Genomic DNA, 15,666 nt, shown 5'->3' on the forward strand with positions numbered 1-15,666 from the left:
CGCGGGCCAAAATGCAGCCATGGCCCACCTACCCGCATCAGCTTCCGACGACGACCTCATCGCATTCGCCGACGAATGGGCCAGACTGATGGAGGCCGAAGACTACGTCGCCGCCTATGAGTTCACCGCACACGAGCCGTCCATGCAATGGACGCCTGAGCTCATCGAGCAGGTCGTCAAGTCGTACGGAGAATGCAGTGCCAGCCAGAAGGTCACTCTGGCCGGAGAGCCCACCGACATCTCCCAGCGCAAGGAAGTCACGCGCTGGCAAGACAACGGCCGCGGATGCATCGGCGAGATCTGGTACGACCTGAACATCGACGGGTATGTCTCCGATCTCACTGCGACCTTCAACATCGAAGAAGGCCCGGACGGGCTGACGGTGCGGCTGAACGACATTCATGTGATGTAGCTCCTGTCGTCGCTGCATACGGCCGAAGCTCTTTCGAACAGGCAACCAGTTCATGACCGCTGAAGACATATTCCGGGCATTGGAGGAGTGGAGCGGATGCGCCATCTCGTCTCCCTTGCGGGCGCTGCTGTCCGGCATCAACGACATCTCCATCGGCGAGCTCGCGTACTTCTATGCGCTCGCCGATCTTCTCGAGCGCAACGAGACCTACGAGACCCGCGAGTACTGCCCCGGCTGGCTGACGATCGGCGACGACGGCGGAGGCAGTGCCATAGTCGTGGCTCCGGACCAGTGGCCGACGCCCGTTTACCTGGTCGGCCACGGGAGCATGTCTCGCGCCGACTTCGTCGAAGTGGCCGGCGACCTCGACGAGTGGGTGCGCTCGGGCTGCAAGCTGTAGACCGACTGGCATCCAGGATCTTCGACTCGCGCGGTGCAAGTCGAAGATTCCCCGGCCCCGATCAAGGCGCCAGCGTGAGCTTGTAGATCTTATTGCCGTTGGATGCGCCCACGTAGACGGTCCCGTCGCTGGCCACCGCCACGCCGATCGGGAAGTTGAACGTCAGCGCCGCGCCGGTGCTGTCCCGCAGCGTGGTGATCTCTCCCGCAGGCGTGACCACGCGCGCCACGCCGTCCCAGGCATGGGTCAGGAACACGTTGTCATGCGCATCCACCGTCACGCCGTAGGAGTAGCCGAGCTTGGCCGGCGTGGCGGCCGTTCCGTCGATCACGCCGCCGTTGGCGCAATCGCCCAGCAGCGTGCTCACCGTGGCGCTGGCCACGTCGATCTTGCGCAGGCACAAGCTGTCGGTGTCCGTGTCATACAGCGTGCGGCCATCGCGGCTGATCGCCAGGCCCTGCGGGCGGGCAAACTGGGCGGCCGTGCCGACCCCGTCCAGGTTAGCCTGCGTGCCATCGCCCGCGAGCGTGCTCGTGGTGCCATCGGCCGCGACCTTGCGCACGCGCTTGTTTCCCAGGTCTGCCACGAAGAGATTGCCTGCGCCGTCGAGCGCGATGCTGGCGGGGTTGCTGAACATCGGAACGGCCGGGCTGTCGGCGTACCCGCTGGTGCCGTCGCCGACCCAGGTGCTGTAGGTCGTGGCGTTGGCAGCGATCTTGTTGATGCGATGCTGGTCGCTCACATACAGAGTGCCGTCGGTTGCCAGTGCCAGGCCATACGGCGTGTTCATGGTCGTCCCCGGCGTGACTTCCGCGCCATTGCCGCTGGCCGTGTCGATCCTGTAGACAGAGCCGTTGCCGCCCATGGCCACGTAGAGGTTGGCACCGCCGGCATCGAGCACGAACTGATAGGGATGGTTGTATGTCACCCCCGTGGTCGCCAGCACGTTGGCGACCCAGGGCTTGACTGTCAGCGTGGCGGCGCGACTGGTCACGTTGCCATCGGCGCCAGTAACGCGCACGCGCAGTTGCTGGCCGCTGTCGGCCAGTTGATTGGCGCCCGTGGTGAAGCTGTCGCCCGTGGCACCGGAGACATCGCTCCAGCTGGCACCGCCATCGGCGCTGCGCTGCCACTGGTAGGCCGTGGCATGCACGGCCTGTACCTTCAACGTGGCGGCCACACCCTGGCCAATGGTGGTATCCGATGGCTGCGTCGTGATGGAGGGCGTGGTGTCTTCAGGCGCGGGCGCAGGTGCCGGCGTTCCCTGCGAAGCAGGCGCGGGCGCCGGCGCAGGAGCAACAGCGAAGCCGGGGAAGCCCCCGCCTCCACCCCCACCGCCGCCGCAGGCCGCCAGCAGGAGATTCGTCATGAGCAGCGCGGCTGGTGTACGCCATGCACGGGAAACGGTACGAGTGGTATTCATGATGGGCCTTCCTTGTTTCAAGTGGAGTGAACGAGAAGGCTCCACGGTAGGGTCGGCTACCCCCTCGATCCAGTGTCGAAGGTCATCGGAATGCGCAGAAAAAAAGATGCTCAGGCACGCATGCGAGCATGCGTCGCATCGTGTCTTGTCAGCGACGCGAGGGCCTGCAGCAGCCTGTCCGCGGCCACCGGCTTGAGCAGCACCTGCAGCCCGGAGTCGAACATCTGCTGCTGTCGCCGCGGTGCGGTTTCGCCGGTGATCAGCAGCACCTGCAGGCCGGGGCCAAAGCGCGTGCGAAGCCGCTGCGCGGCGGCCAGCCCGTCGGCACCGTCGGCCAGCCGCACGTCGCACAGCAGCACTTCGACAGGAGCGCTTCCGTGCGCGGCCTGCGCCAGCACGGCCTCGGCTTCGGCCTCGCCGGCCACTGCGTCGATGGCCACGCCATGGGCCTGCAGCAGCCCGGTAACGGCCTGCCGGATCGCGGCTTCATCGTCGATGAGCAGCACGCGCTGCGGCAACGGCGAGGCTGCGCCCGCGCATGCGATGGACGGTACGACACCCAAGGCCGTCACCGCCGGAAGCACCAGACGAAAGCGGCTGCCGCGATGCGGACGCGAGCTCACCTGCACCGGATGCGCCAGCAGGCGCGAGAGCCGCTGCACGATGGACAGGCCGATGCCCAACCCCTTCGCCCGGTCGCGCCCCGGATTACCGATCTGATAGAACTCGTCGAAGATGCGGCCGAGATGATCGTCCGCGATGCCGATGCCGGTGTCGCACACGTCGATCCACACCAGCGGCCCGCGTGCACGGGCGGCCACCACCACCCCGCCGCGCGGCGTGTACTTGAGCGCGTTGTCCACGAGATTGGAAAGCAGCCGCTGCAGCAGCTGCGGATCGCTCAGCACCCAGCAGGGCGTGGCGCGCAGCCGCAGTTGCAGATCGCGGTCGGCCGCCTGCGCCGCATACACATTGTTGAGTGCGAGGAACAGCGGATTGAGCTCCACGGGCCGGATCTGCGGCGCCACCTCGCCGGCATCGAGTCGCGAGATGTCCAGCAGGGTATCGAGCGAATCGCCCAGCGTTCCGACCGCATCCATCAGCCGTGCCGCGTGGTCCCATTCCTCGCTGCCCTGCAGCTTCTTCTCGATGACGGCACCGAACAAAGCGATGGCGTGCAGTGGCTGGCGCAGATCGTGGCTCGCCGCGGCAAGAAAGCGCGTCTTCTCCTCGCTGGCACGCTGGGTGGCGGCGATCTGGTCGCTCAGCTGCTCGGCCAGTGCCTCCTTTTCGAAGCGCATCGTCAGCGCGGCGGTCAGCAGCCGGTGATGCTGCAGCGCGAACATGATCATGACGCACATGTACAGCAGGCAGCCGGTGGCCAGGAACAGGTGCGTGCTGTCGCCGCGCCAGGCCAGCGCCAGGGTCAGGCTCGCCATGCTGGGGACGATGAAGCGCGGAATGTTGCGCTTGAGAACCGCCAGCGACAGCGCTCCGCCAGCGCAGCCGCCCATCATCATCACGATGACCATGACCCAGAGCCCCAGGTTGCGTCCCGCCGGAACGCACAGCCAAGGCGCGAGGCCCCAGACGCAGGAGCGCAGCAGCACGTTGCGCGCATTGAAGCGTGCCCAGTACTCGGGATGGTCGGCCGCATCGGGACTGCGCTGATAGCGGCGATAGGCGCGCCGCAGCGTCAATGCCAGGTGCAGCGCCATCCACAGCACGACCTGCCAGCGCCACGTGGCCACGAACAGGCCGATGCCCAGCGACTGCGCCGTGAGGAAGTCCGCGAGATAGGCCGCCGGCGCATTGGCATGGACCGCGGCCACCTGCTCGCGCAGCACCCGCTGGGCCAGTTCTGGCTGATGCAGGTCATTCATCGCGGGCCGCACGGCGCGGAGGGATCAGATCACCTCAGGCTGCTGATGAGCTGGGCCCGCGAACGCATGCCGAACAGCAACAGCAGGGTGGACACGTGGTTCTTGACAGTGCCTTCGGTGAGGTGCGCCAGCTGCGCGATCTCCTTGTTCGACTTGCCCGACAGCAGCCAGTCGAGGATCTCGACCTGCCGCGCATTGAGCTGCGGCTGCTGCTCGTCGGCCGCCGTCGCCGGCATGGCGCGGACAGCGGCCGGGGACGGCAACGGGGGCGACGATGCCGGCAGAGCGACCAGATCGTTGTCCCTCACGTAGCGCAACACCTCGCCCAGGTGGCCGGTCTTGGGCAGGAAGGCCTGCGCGCCGAGCGCCATCACCCCTTGCATCAGCGCATGGCTGTCCTTGCCCGAGAGCACGACCACGCGCGATGCGGGAAAGGCGCGCTTGAAGCGCACCAGGGTGTCCAGCCCCTGCGAATCGGGCAGGTCGAGATCGAGCAGCACCAGGAAATGCGAGGTGAGATGGAACTCGTACAGCCGCAATGCATCGGCCAGGGAGCGGGCTTCGTGCACCGGCACGCTGCCGGTCTCCGCCAGCAGCAGCGCCCTCAGGCCCAGGCGCACCAGCTCGTGGTCGTCGACCACCAGGATGCCCCGCGCCGGTATGGCGGTGCTGGCCTCGCTGCGCAACGAAGCGAGATGCGGCGGCAACGATGTGGCAGTGGCCATGGTGCGGGCATCTTAGGGCGGGCGTTCACGAACCCGAAATGACCAAAGTCATGAGATCCGCACTCCCGCTGCGGGCCGTCGTTGGTGTGACGACACACAAACGCTGCTCGACCTGATGGAAATCGAATCCACCTCGCGTTGCTCATGATCCGTTCGACACCCGCTTCCACGAGGGAAAGAAGGGGTAGCAGCATCTTTCCGCGTGGCAAGAAAAATCTGTCTACGATGCCGGACGTGCCCTCCCCCTTCGAATTCATCTACCGCACAAATGGGAAGGCATACGCAAGAAGACATATGCCTTCAGGACGCCTGTTGCGAGGCATGCGAAACAACCAGCATCGCCGTTGAAGAAAGGACCCGAGGATATGGCAGTCAAGCGAATGGACAACGTCCTGATCGTCGTCGACGATCTCGAAGCGGTGAAGGCGTTCTTCATCGAACTGGGCCTCACGCTCGAGGGCCAGACCACGGTCGAAGGGGCCGCTATCGGAAGCCTCATTGGGCTGGGAGATGTCCGGGCCACTCTCGCAATGCTGCGCACGCCCGATGGACAGGGAATCGAGCTGGACAAGTTCCACACGCCGGATGCGATCAGGTTCGGTCCCGTGGATGCACCGGTGAATGCACTGGGCCTTCGCCGCGTCATGTTCGCCGTCGATGACATCGATGCCGTCGTTGCGCGAATACAGGCGCACGGCGCGGAACTCATCGGGCGGATGCAGTACGGGGAGTCGTACCGGCTCGCCTATGTTCGAGGGCCCGAGGGCATCATCGTCGGGCTTGCCGAGCAGCTAGGCTAGGGGCGGAAATCTGGCGCGCATGACAATCGGCAACCAGCCTTCGTCGCCCGCACGCAGCAGCAATTGCCCGGGCGCATCAGGGCTGTTCTTTCCATCGGATATGCTGCGCGGCGTTTTTGAACTTGGAGTGAATCGATGGAAGACGTGAAGATCCTTCAGATCATGCCCGCTGAAGGGTGGGTCGCCGTGTATGACGGTGGCGATGAAGGAGAGATGGAAGAGCCGCTGGCCTGCTTTGCGCTGGTGCAGGTCGACTACAAGAATGGCGACGGCATCCAGACCGAAGTGCGCGGAATGGCGCCCGACGAGAAGGTCATGGGCTTCGCGGAAGATGCCACCAACTTCGTGACGGTGCGCCGCGCTGAAGAAGCCGAAGACGAAGAGGAAGAGGACGGCGAAGCCGTCGAATAAGCGCTCCTTCGAGCGCTCCCTTCGGGGTGCCCGCACCCCGCCGATAGACTTGTCGAACTCCCGTCGTCCCGCAGACTCGCCAATGAGAAAGGCCCTGTTCCCCTCTTCAACCTGGGCAGGCATCGGCATGAGCCTTGTCTCGACGCTCGCCGGCGCAACGGCGGGAGTGCAAGTCGAAAAGATTTCGCGGGACATGCCCGCAGGCGTTGCACTCCCGGAGCCCGAGGCGGTTCTTCCCCCAAGCACCGCAGCCGGTACACCCGCGACAGGAGCCGCCTGGCTCACCGACCGAAGAATCAACGCTGTTCGTGCCCAATGGCCCATCGAGGACGACTCGCTGCGCCGCGTGATCATGCACTGGGGCTCCACCGTGGGCGTCAGCGTGCATTGGGACAGCACCCGCGACTACACGCTCACGCCCGAGGTGCGCGCCGGCAGATTCACCGGGTCTTTCAAGGATGCCTTGTTCCAGCTCGCGCAGAAGTATCAGATGCTGGATGCGCCGCTGCTGCTCGAGTTCTCGGAGGACGGGACCGTTCTTCGCGTGCGTGATCAGGAAGATACGCGGTAGCCCCGTCACCCGGATTGCCGGGCCCTCAGCACAACTCGACGGTCTGGCGAAGCAGCCCTGACGGCTCGGCACTCGGTCCGACGAGGATCTCGACTTCGCCCGCCCCGAACAATGGCTGCAGATCGGGTCCGAGATAACGCAACTCGGCAGCCGGCAGTTCCAGTTCGACCGAACCCACTTCTCCGGGCTTCAATCTCAGCTTCGCGTAGCCCTTGAGCTCCAGCAGTGGCCGTGTGACACGTCCCAGCTTGCCGCGAACGAACAGGAAGACAGTCTCTTCGGCCTCTCGCGCTCCCACGTTGCCGAGCCTGACGCTGATCTTCAACACGTCCTGCTCGCGCACGCGCCGCGGCTCGACCTGGAGCTCGTCGTAGCCAAACCGGCCGTAGGTCAAGCCGTGGCCGAAGGCATACAGCGGCGAGTTCTCGACGTCCTGGTACTTGCTCGTGAAGTAGTCCGCAGGGTTCATCGGCCGCCCCGTGGGGCGCTGGCCGTAGTGGATCGGCACCTGTCCGACGACGCGCGGCCAGCTCATCGGCGTGCGGCCGCCAGGCGACACCCGACCCGTGACCACGTCGGCGACTCCATTGCCGGCTTCGACGCCGAGGAACCACGCAGCCAGCAGCGCATCGGCGTGCTCGGACAGCCATGGGACGACGAGCGGGCGCCCCGAGAACAGGATCGCGATGACGGGAATGCCGAGTGAGCGTGCACGTGCCACAACCGCTTCGGCCAGCGCCTGCTGCCGACCGGGAAGCGCGGGCGTGGCGCGGCTGGCCGCCTCGCCGCTCATCGTGGCGCGCTCGCCCAGGCACAGCAGGACGGCGTCGACGCCATCGCACAGCGCGACGGCCGCTTCGATGCCGCTGTCGTCGTCGCTCTCGATTGCGACGCCCGGTGCATGGCGTACCTCGGTCTGCGGCAAGGCGGCGCGCAAGCCTGCCAGCACGCTGACGGCCGGCTCATGCTCGCCGGCACCCCACCACGGCCCCTTCATCTCGGTGATCGCATCTGCCAGCGGGCCGATGACGCACAGTGCCTTCGCCGTCGCAGGCAGGGGCAAGATGTCGCGCTCGTTCTTCAGCATGACGATGGCCTTGCGCGCGGCATCGCGTGCCACCGCGTGTCGCTCCATAACGACCTGTGCCGGCTCCGGTGTCGCGCCGCGGCGGTACGGGTCGTCGAACAGGCCGAGCTGCTCCTTGAGCCTCAACACGCGGCGCACGCTCGCGTCGATCTCCTCGATCGTCACCCTCCCCTGCTCGAGCGCGACCGGCAGTCCCTTGCGGTACGCGTCGGCCATCATGTCGATGTCCACACCGGCCTTCAGCGCCAGCACCGCGGCATCGACGAGGTCGGCCGCGACGCCGTGCTTGATCAGTTCCGCGATCGCGTTGTAGTCGCTGACGATGACGCCGTCGAAGCCCATCTCGCCGCGCAGCCAGTCGCGCAGCAAGGGGATGTGCGCCGTCATCGGCACGCCGTTGAGATCGGTAAAGGCCGGCATCAGCGTCGCCACGCCTGCACGCACGGCTGCCGCGAAGCCCGGCAGATGCACCTCATGCAAGGTGCGCTCGGAGATGTCCACCGAGGCGTACTCACGCCCCGCATCGACCCCGCCGTATGCGACGAAATGCTTCGCACACGCCGCCAGCGACTCTGCCGATGAAAGATCGGCGCCCTGGAAGCCACGCACCTTCGCCTGCGCGATGCGCGCGTTGAGCCAGGGGTCTTCGCCGGGGCCTTCGGCGGTGCGGCCCCAGCGGGGGTCGCGCGACACGTCGAGCATCGGTGCGAAGGTCATCGCCAGTCCGTCGGCGGTACCTTCGCGCGCGGCCTCGCGCGCCGTGCGCTCCCAGAGCTCGTCGTCGAAGGTGCCGGCCTCCGCGAGCGGGATCGGGAAGAGCGTGCGATGCCCGTGAATGATGTCCAGCCCGATCAGCAGGGGAATGCCGAGCCTCGACTTCTCGACGGCCAGCCGCTGCATCTCGTGCGTCGGCCCCGCACCCACCATGTTCAGCAGGTTGCCGACGGTGCCGTCGATGATCGACTGCGTGGAGTCTCCCGCGAGCACCGGTCCGGTGACCGTGTAGCTGGAGGCAGTCATCGTGAGCTGGCCCAGCTTTTCGGCAAGCGTCATCCGGGCCATGAGGGTATCGATGCGACTCATCAGGGATTTCGAATAGAACCCAAGGGGCTTAATGATGGCATGCTGCGGGACAGGACCATCGAACGTGTGGTGCGGTCGATGATTCGGTGAAACCAAACGTGACACCCGGAGCGACAACGATAGGAGCCGTTCATGCAGAAGGATGAGAGAAGCCCGAAGGCGCTGGCAGCCCTGCCCGATGAAGACCTGATCGAGGCCGTGCAGCGACAGACCTTCCGCTTTTTCTGGGACGGTGCGGATGCGGCCAGCGGCCTGGCGCTCGATCGCCGCACGCTGGTCGGGGCCACGGGCGAAGACCTGGCCGACGAGAGGGTCGCGATAGGCGGCACGGGCTTCGGCATCATGGCCCTCATCGTCGCGGTGGAGCGCGGCTGGATCACGCGCGACGCGGCGCTGGAGCGGCTGGGCCGCATGCGCGACGCGCTCTTGCGCGCCAGGCGCTACCACGGCGCCTTCCCGCACTTCATGGACGGTGCGAGCGGCGCGACGATCCCGATGAGCCCGAAGGACGACGCGGGCGACCTCGTCGAGACTTCGTTCCTCTGCATGGGCCTGCTCTGCGCGCGCCAGTATTTCAACGACGACACGGCCATGGCGCGCCGGCTGCGCGCCGACTTCGACACACTGTGGCACGAGGTCGAGTGGGACTGGTTCACCCAGGGCGGGCGCGACGTGCTGTACTGGCACTGGAGCCCGAACCACGGATGGGCCATGAACCACGAGGTGCACGGCTGGAACGAGTGCCTCATCACCTACTTCCTGGCCGCGGCCGCGCCGCGCCATGCGATCGATCCGCGCGTCTATCACCACGGCTTCGCGTCGGGCCCCGACTTCCTCAACGGCCACTCGTACCACGGCATCGAACTGCCGCTGGGCCCGCCGAATGGCGGCCCGCTGTTCTTCGCGCACTACTCGTTCTGCGGCCTCGATCCGCACGGCCTGAAAGACCGCTACGCCGACTACTGGGACCTCAACAGCCGCCACGTGCGGGTGAACCGCGCGCACTGCGTGGCCAATCCACGCGGCTTCCCGGGCTATGGCGAATCGTGCTGGGGCCTGACCGCAAGCGACGACCCCGACGGCTATCTCGCGCACGATCCGAACAACGACAACGGCACCATCTCGCCGACGGCCGCGCTGGCCAGCCTGCCGTACGCGCCTGCGGAGGTAATGCGGGTGCTGCGGCATTTCCTCGCCGTGCACGGCACGCGCGTGTGGCGGGACTACGGCTTCGTCGATGCGTTCTGCGAGGCCCGCGGCTGGTTCGCGGACACCTTCCTTGCCATCGACCAGGGCCCGATCGTCGTGATGATGGAAAACCACCGCACGGGCCTCCTGTGGAAGCTCTTCATGAGCGCGCCCGAAGTGCAGGCCGGGCTGCGCCGCCTGGACTTCAGCAGCCCGCACCTGGAGTCGCCTGCGTGAGCTTCGGCGCGGCGCATCGGCAAGACCCGGCGTTCGAGTCCTGGCTCGAGCGGCAACTCTCGCATTCGGCGAGCGCGATGCTGCGCAGCATCTCGCCGCTGTCGATCGTCAAGCAACGCACGGGCTTCGGCCAGACCGTGCAGCCGGTCGCGGGCGCCATCGTTGCCTCGCCCGTTCTCGGCAACTACGACCCGGATCCGGACTACTTTTTTCACTGGTTCCGGGACTCCGCTGTCGTCATCGATGCGCTGCGCCTGCTCCATGCCGACGGGCGCATCGGCGACGAGGCCCTGCGGCATCTGCGCGATTTCACCCGCTTCAGCCTTGCCGTGAACGGGCTCGACGGCCGTGCCGTTGCCGCGGTGCAGGGCCGCAGGGAGCGCGTGGCCCCGGAACTCATTCAATACCTGCGCGAGGACGACGACCTCGCGCGCGTCCACGACGATGCGGTCGCCGCCGAGACGCGGGTGAACCCCGATGGAACGCTCGACATCCTGCGGTGGGCACGGCCCCAGCACGACGGACCACCGCTGCGCGCGCTGGCGCTGCTGCGCTGGGCGGCCGGCGGCCATCTCGACGCGGACCTCCTGGCCGAGATCGCACCGCTGATCCGCTTCGATCTCGGCTTCACGCTGCGCCATTGGCGCGAACCGTCCTTCGACATCTGGGAGGAGGAAAGCGGCCAGCACTACTACACGCTGCGCGTCTCGGCGGCCGCGCTGGCCGAAGGTGCGGCGTGGCTGGAAGCGCAAGGCGAGACGGCGCAGGCGCTGCGCTGCCGGGAGGAGTCGCAGGCTGTGCTGCGCCTGCTGGACGGCTACTGGGTAGACGAAGGAGATGATGGCGATCGCGCCCTGGCGCGCGGCTACTACCGTTCACGCGTTCTCGCTGATGCACGACCCAGTCCGAAGGCGCTGGACATCGCCGTGATCCTGTCGGCGATCCACAGCCTCGGCGCCGAGTTCGCGCACGGCCCGTCCGATGCGCGCATGCAGGCCACGCTGGAGCGGCTCGACGCATTGTTCGATGCAGCCTATGAGATCAACCACGGCCGTGCCGCAGGCCACGGCACGGCGATGGGGCGGTACGCCGGCGACGTGTACTGCTCGGGTGGCGCCTACTACTTCTCGACGCTCGGCGCCGCCGAGTTCTGCTTCCGCGCCGCGGCGGCGGAGAAAGACGACGCAGGCCGTTGGAGCCAGTGGATCGCGCGCGGCGACGCCTACCTCGCCACCGTGCACGCCTACACGCCGGACAGTGGCGATCTGTCGGAGCAGTTCGACCAGCACAGCGGCGCGCAGACCTCGGCGAAGCAACTGGCCTGGAGCCACGCCGCCTTCATTTCTTGCGTCTCGGCGCGCCGCATCGCGCTCGCCGCTTGCCAGGCGCCACAGCAGGGATGAGTACGAGGCCGGACGACCGCACCGAGCCGGCTGCAAGAGTCGGCGTCTTCCGTCAGGTCGGCGAGCTGCTGGGCGCACTGCGGGTGTCACCGGTCGCGAAGAAGCTGCTCGCCCTGCTGGCCGCGATCGTCGTGGTGGTCGGGCTCACGGCGTACGGGCAGATCGAGCTCAACAGCTGGAACAAGCCTTTCTACGACGCAATCTCGCGCCGCGACCTGAACGAGTTCATCGCGCAGGTCGGCGTCTTCGCGGCGATTGCCGGCGCGCTGCTGGTGTTGAACGTCGCGCAGAGGTGGCTGGGTGAAACCTTGCAGCTGAGACTGCGCGAGGCCGTGGTCAACGACCTCGTGGGGCTGTGGCTGCAGCCGCGCCGTGCTTTCTGGCTTCAGGCCAGCGGCCCGATGGGTGCCCACCCGGACCAGCGCATGCACGAAGACACGCTGAAGCTGTGCGACCTCTCGGTCAACCTCGGCGTGGGCCTGCTGCAGGCGGCGATGCTGTTCGGGAGCTTCGCGAGCGTGCTGTGGGTGCTCTCCAAGGACTTCAGCATCTTCTTCAACGGCCAGGACCATGTGCTGCCGGGCTTCATGCTGTGGGCTGCGATCGCCTATGCGGTCCTCGGTTCGCTGGTCACCTACTGGGTCGGCAACGGCCTGATCTCGCGCAACGCCGAGCGCTACGCGCGCGAGGGCGAGCTGCGCTTTTCGCTGACGCGCATCAACGAGCATCTCGACGGCATCTCCCTGGCCGGCGGCGAGGCCGACGAAAAGCGCCGCGTCGCCGCGCATTTCCTGGACGTCCTGCGCGCCACGTCGCGCGTGGTGCTTGGGCTGACCAACCTGACCTGGGCCACAGCGGGCTTCGGCTGGGTCACCGTCATCGCGCCGACGCTGGTGGCCGCGCCGCTTTACTTCTCGGGAAAAGTCTCTTTCGGCGGCCTCATGATGGCTGCCGCGGCCTTCACGCAGGCGCAGTCGTCGCTGCGCTGGTTCGTCGACAACTTCAGCATCATTGCCGACTGGCGCGCCACGCTGATGCGCGTGACCGACCTGCGCCGGATGCTGGCTTCCGACCTGGAGGCGCAGGCGGGCGACAGCCGCATCGCCTACGAGGAAAGCAAGGAGGGAACGCTCGCGGTCGAAGCGCTGGAGGTCCGCTCCTGGAGCGGCCATGATCGGCTGGACGTTTCGGGCCTCGTCGTTCAGCGCGGCCAGTGCGTGCTGATCCTGGGCACGCCCGGCACCGAGAAGACCCTGCTGTTCCGCGCGCTCGCGGGCCTGTGGCCGTGGGGGTCGGGCACCGTGCGCCGGCCCGGAGGCGAGACAATCCACTACATGCCACGCGGCACGCCCTACATTCCCCGGGGCACGCTGGCCGAAGTGCTGTCATACGCGATGGAACCGTCGACCTATCCGAAAGAAGCCATGGTGAGCGCACTGGCGAGCGTGGGCCTCCAGCGCCTGGAGCCCCTGCTCGACAGAACCGGGCGCTGGGAGAGCGAGCTCAGCATGGACGAGCAGCTGCGGCTCGGCTTCGCCCGCGTGGTGCTGCAGGCGCCGCCCTGGCTGGTGATGGACGAAGCCTTCAGCGCGTTCGACGACGACACGCTCGAACTCATCATCGGCGCACTGGGCAAGCTCACGAACACGGGCATCGTGCACATAGGCTCGGCCGGCGAGGCGCACGACCGGCTGTTCACGCAGGTGGTGCACCTGGTCAAGGCGCCGGACGGCGCGACCGGGGAGCAGCGGCCATGAAACGACGCCCGATGCCACCGGTGAGCCGCGCGCGTCGCGCCCTCATGCGGCTGGCTCTTGCGCTGCCCGCCCTGCCCACCTGGACCCGGGCGGCGGATTTCGGTTTCAAGCCCCCGCGCGACCCCGACGACGCGGCCACGGCGGAGCTGATGCGGGACCTGGCCGAGCGCATCCTGCCGGTGTACCAGGACGCGGACACCGACGCCTTCCTGGCCAACGTGACCGCCCTGCAGATCGTCAGCGGCGCCTACCGTGCGGCCTACGGCAGCAGCCGGTCGCTGCGGGACCGCCGCCAGGGCAAGCCCTTCGACGGCCTCGCCGAGCGCGCGATCCTGGACGGCATCTATGCGAATGCGCGCGCGCTCGAGGCGGACGGGCGCGTCGGCTTCGCCGAAGCCTATTCACGCTCGTTCCAGGAGCTGGTGTCGCCGCTCGACAACGCGCAGGCCCAGGCCATCATGGCGCGGCTGGAGATTCCGCCGGCGGTGTACAGGGAGCCGCTGCGCCAGGCCTTCGATCTCTGGCGCGCGAAGGGCAGCCTGCCGGAGGCAGAGGCCCTGGCGCTCGTGCGGACCTGGCTGTCGTACCAGTCGCGCAACAGCTTCCGCGGGCTGCTGCCCGAATTGTTCGCTGCACAGAACAGCGGCCGCTATGTAGCGGAGGCGGACATCAGGATTCCCGTGCGCGGAGGCGTCATCCATGCCAGCGTGGTCCGGCCCGGCCGTGTGGATGGAAGCCTGCCGACGCTGCTGCGCTTCACGCTCGACCCCGCGGAGGACGACGCCCAGCGCAGCGCCGCCAGGGGCTATGTCGGCGTCACGGCGTACGTGCGCGGACGCACGCCCGACGGCAAGGGCGCCGCGTGGCCCTTCGTTCGCGACGGCGAAGACGCCGCCGCCGTCATCGACTGGATTGCCAGGCAGGCCTGGAGCGACGGCCGCGTCGCCATGCTCGGCGACGGCTACTCCGGCTACGCCGCCTGGGCGGCCGCCCGCAGGAGGCCGCCGGCGCTCAAGGCCATTGCCACGACCGCGGCGATGGCGCCGGGCATCGACTTCCCGATGGCCGGGCAGATCTTCCGCAACAGCATGGTCCGCTGGGCGCAGGAGCACGCGATGGCGGAGCCACTGCCGGCCGGCATCAACGGCGACGCCGACCCCGACTCGGCATGGCAGGCACTCGACGCGCGCTGGTATCGCGGCAACCGCCCCTACTGGGACGTGGATCGCGTCCTGCTGGGCAAGCGCAGCAGGCTTGTGCGGACCTGGCTGACGCACCCGAGCCACGACCGCTACTGGCAGAAGTTCCTGCCGTCGCCGCAGCAGTTCGCGCGCATCGACATCCCGGTGCTCGGCATCGCCGGCTACTACGGCGCCGACGCCGGCGCGCTCTATTTCCACAACGAGCATCTTCGCAACCGGCCGCAGGCCGACACCACGCTGCTGCTGGGCCCCTACGATGCGGCCTCGATCCGGCGCGGCACGCTGCCGACCTTGCGCGGCTACACGCTGGACCCCGTCGCGCGCATCGACCTGCCCGAGCTGCGCTACCAGTGGATCGACCACATCCTCAAGGGCGCGAACAAGCCTGCCTTGCTGGCGGATCGCGTCAACTACCAGGTGATGGGGGCGGACCAGTGGCGCCATGTGCCGGCGCTGGACGCGCCGCAACGCAGCCGCCTGCGCCTCTACCTCGACACCAGCGGGCGCGACGAGCCGCACCGGCTGCTGCAGTCGCCATCGGAAGGCGGCGGCAACGCGCGGCTGTCGGTCGACCTGGCCGACCGGCGCGACGTACGCACCCCGTGGCCGGACGCACTGCGCGTGAAGCAGGTGCCGGTGCGCAATGGCATCAGCTTCATCAGCGACCCGCTCACGGCAGCCACCGAGATCTCAGGCAGCCTGCGCGGCGTGTTCGACATCACGTCTTCTCGGCAGGACATGGACTTCAGCATCTCGCTGTACGAGCAGACTGCCGCCGGCGAATGCCAACTGCTGTTCGACCCCTACGACTTCCGCGCCAGCTATGCCGGCCATCGCGTGCGCCGCCGGCTCCTGCGGGCCGGCGAGCGTCAGTTGCTTCCCTTCGCCACCGAGCGCGTCACCGCCGGCAGGCTCGCGGCGGGCAGCCGCATCGTGCTGGTGATAGGCCTCAACAAGCGCCCCGACCGCCAGGTCAACTACGGCAGCGGCAAGGACGTGAACTCGGAAACCGTCAGCGACGCGAAGTGGCCCGTGCGCGTGCGCTGGCATGCGCGCAGCTACGTCGAGATCCAGACCGGTTAGC

Annotated in this window: 13 protein-coding genes; 9 read left to right on the top strand and 4 right to left on the bottom strand. The window is 67.6% G+C overall.

Annotated elements, in window-relative coordinates:
- The first annotated feature begins 19 nt into the window (after positions 1 to 19).
- Both SFB74_RS23275 and SFB74_RS23280 read left to right on the top strand, forming a co-directional pair.
- Entirely contained in the window at positions 20 to 412 is a 393-nt protein-coding gene (locus tag SFB74_RS23275) for a DUF7668 domain-containing protein (protein WP_432726659.1), read from the top strand.
- A gap of 52 nt (positions 413 to 464) precedes the next feature.
- Positions 465 to 812, top strand: a complete 348-nt coding sequence (locus tag SFB74_RS23280) for an SMI1/KNR4 family protein (RefSeq protein WP_432726660.1) — start codon at positions 465 to 467, stop codon at positions 810 to 812.
- Positions 813 to 873: 61 nt separating this feature from the next.
- Here SFB74_RS23280 and SFB74_RS23285 read toward each other — a convergent pair whose 3' ends face one another.
- The 3 genes from SFB74_RS23285 to SFB74_RS23295 all read right to left on the bottom strand — a co-directional run bounded on the left by SFB74_RS23285 (position 874) and on the right by SFB74_RS23295 (position 4,843).
- On the bottom strand, positions 874 to 2,235 hold the full coding sequence (locus SFB74_RS23285; protein WP_432726661.1) for a hypothetical protein: 1,362 nt from the start codon (positions 2,233 to 2,235) through the stop codon (positions 874 to 876).
- A 110-nt stretch (positions 2,236 to 2,345) separates the two neighbouring features.
- Positions 2,346 to 4,118 (bottom strand): ATP-binding protein, encoded by a 1,773-nt coding sequence (locus SFB74_RS23290; protein ID WP_432726662.1) that lies wholly within the window; start codon positions 4,116 to 4,118, stop codon positions 2,346 to 2,348.
- 29 nt (positions 4,119 to 4,147) lie between these two features.
- The gene (locus SFB74_RS23295) at positions 4,148 to 4,843 is read right to left on the bottom strand and encodes a response regulator transcription factor (protein ID WP_432726663.1); all 696 of its coding nucleotides are present in this window, start codon (positions 4,841 to 4,843) and stop codon (positions 4,148 to 4,150) included.
- Positions 4,844 to 5,208: 365 nt separating this feature from the next.
- Between SFB74_RS23295 and SFB74_RS23300 the strand changes: the two genes are divergently transcribed.
- The 3 genes from SFB74_RS23300 (at position 5,209) to SFB74_RS23310 (ending at position 6,625) form a co-directional block, all read left to right on the top strand.
- The gene (locus SFB74_RS23300; RefSeq protein WP_432726664.1) at positions 5,209 to 5,643 is read left to right on the top strand and encodes a VOC family protein; all 435 of its coding nucleotides are present in this window, start codon (positions 5,209 to 5,211) and stop codon (positions 5,641 to 5,643) included.
- A gap of 135 nt (positions 5,644 to 5,778) precedes the next feature.
- A complete protein-coding gene (locus tag SFB74_RS23305) occupies positions 5,779 to 6,054 on the top strand; it encodes a hypothetical protein (protein WP_432726665.1) in 276 nt (91 codons plus the stop codon).
- Between the two features lie 82 nt (positions 6,055 to 6,136).
- Positions 6,137 to 6,625, top strand: coding sequence for a TcpQ domain-containing protein (locus SFB74_RS23310; RefSeq protein ID WP_432726666.1), 489 nt, complete (start codon positions 6,137 to 6,139; stop codon positions 6,623 to 6,625).
- A gap of 25 nt (positions 6,626 to 6,650) precedes the next feature.
- Here the strand turns inward: SFB74_RS23310 and SFB74_RS23315 are convergent, their stop codons facing one another.
- Positions 6,651 to 8,795: a glycoside hydrolase family 3 N-terminal domain-containing protein gene (locus tag SFB74_RS23315; protein ID WP_432726667.1), complete on the bottom strand. Its 2,145-nt coding sequence runs from the start codon at positions 8,793 to 8,795 to the stop codon at positions 6,651 to 6,653.
- Positions 8,796 to 8,927: 132 nt separating this feature from the next.
- On the opposite strand from SFB74_RS23315, the gene SFB74_RS23320 reads away from it, so the two are divergent.
- From SFB74_RS23320 to SFB74_RS23335, 4 genes are read left to right on the top strand one after another with little or no spacing between them, the layout of a single operon-like run.
- Entirely contained in the window at positions 8,928 to 10,220 is a 1,293-nt protein-coding gene (locus SFB74_RS23320; protein WP_432726668.1) for a glucoamylase family protein, read from the top strand.
- Positions 10,217 to 11,623, top strand: coding sequence for a glycoside hydrolase family 15 protein (locus SFB74_RS23325; protein ID WP_432726669.1), 1,407 nt, complete (start codon positions 10,217 to 10,219; stop codon positions 11,621 to 11,623). Before SFB74_RS23320 ends, SFB74_RS23325 begins: the two co-directional genes overlap by 4 nt.
- Positions 11,620 to 13,380 (top strand): ABC transporter ATP-binding protein/permease, encoded by a 1,761-nt coding sequence (locus tag SFB74_RS23330; protein ID WP_432726670.1) that lies wholly within the window; start codon positions 11,620 to 11,622, stop codon positions 13,378 to 13,380. The genes SFB74_RS23325 and SFB74_RS23330 overlap by 4 nt, the downstream gene beginning before the upstream one ends.
- The gene (locus SFB74_RS23335) at positions 13,377 to 15,665 is read left to right on the top strand and encodes a CocE/NonD family hydrolase (RefSeq protein ID WP_432726671.1); all 2,289 of its coding nucleotides are present in this window, start codon (positions 13,377 to 13,379) and stop codon (positions 15,663 to 15,665) included. The genes SFB74_RS23330 and SFB74_RS23335 overlap by 4 nt, the downstream gene beginning before the upstream one ends.
- Position 15,666: the final 1 nt, after the last annotated feature.

It is taken from the genome of Variovorax xiamenensis (genome assembly GCF_050916385.1).
Lineage (GTDB): Bacteria > Pseudomonadota > Gammaproteobacteria > Burkholderiales > Burkholderiaceae_C > Variovorax.

Excerpts from the sequence above, each read along its gene's own strand:
- SFB74_RS23280 (WP_432726660.1), top strand. The coding sequence starts at position 465 with ATGACCGCTGAAGACATATTCCGGGCATTGGAGGAGTGGAGCGGATGC.
- SFB74_RS23310 (WP_432726666.1), top strand. The coding sequence starts at position 6,137 with ATGAGAAAGGCCCTGTTCCCCTCTTCAACCTGGGCAGGCATCGGCATG.
- SFB74_RS23320 (WP_432726668.1), top strand. The coding sequence starts at position 8,928 with ATGCAGAAGGATGAGAGAAGCCCGAAGGCGCTGGCAGCCCTGCCCGAT.
- SFB74_RS23295 (WP_432726663.1), bottom strand. The coding sequence starts at position 4,843 with ATGGCCACTGCCACATCGTTGCCGCCGCATCTCGCTTCGTTGCGCAGC.
- SFB74_RS23275 (WP_432726659.1), top strand. The coding sequence starts at position 20 with ATGGCCCACCTACCCGCATCAGCTTCCGACGACGACCTCATCGCATTC.
- SFB74_RS23330 (WP_432726670.1), top strand. The coding sequence starts at position 11,620 with ATGAGTACGAGGCCGGACGACCGCACCGAGCCGGCTGCAAGAGTCGGC.
- SFB74_RS23285 (WP_432726661.1), bottom strand. The coding sequence starts at position 2,235 with ATGAATACCACTCGTACCGTTTCCCGTGCATGGCGTACACCAGCCGCG.
- SFB74_RS23315 (WP_432726667.1), bottom strand. The coding sequence starts at position 8,795 with ATGAGTCGCATCGATACCCTCATGGCCCGGATGACGCTTGCCGAAAAG.
- SFB74_RS23305 (WP_432726665.1), top strand. The coding sequence starts at position 5,779 with ATGGAAGACGTGAAGATCCTTCAGATCATGCCCGCTGAAGGGTGGGTC.
- SFB74_RS23335 (WP_432726671.1), top strand. The coding sequence starts at position 13,377 with ATGAAACGACGCCCGATGCCACCGGTGAGCCGCGCGCGTCGCGCCCTC.
- SFB74_RS23290 (WP_432726662.1), bottom strand. The coding sequence starts at position 4,118 with ATGAATGACCTGCATCAGCCAGAACTGGCCCAGCGGGTGCTGCGCGAG.
- SFB74_RS23300 (WP_432726664.1), top strand. The coding sequence starts at position 5,209 with ATGGCAGTCAAGCGAATGGACAACGTCCTGATCGTCGTCGACGATCTC.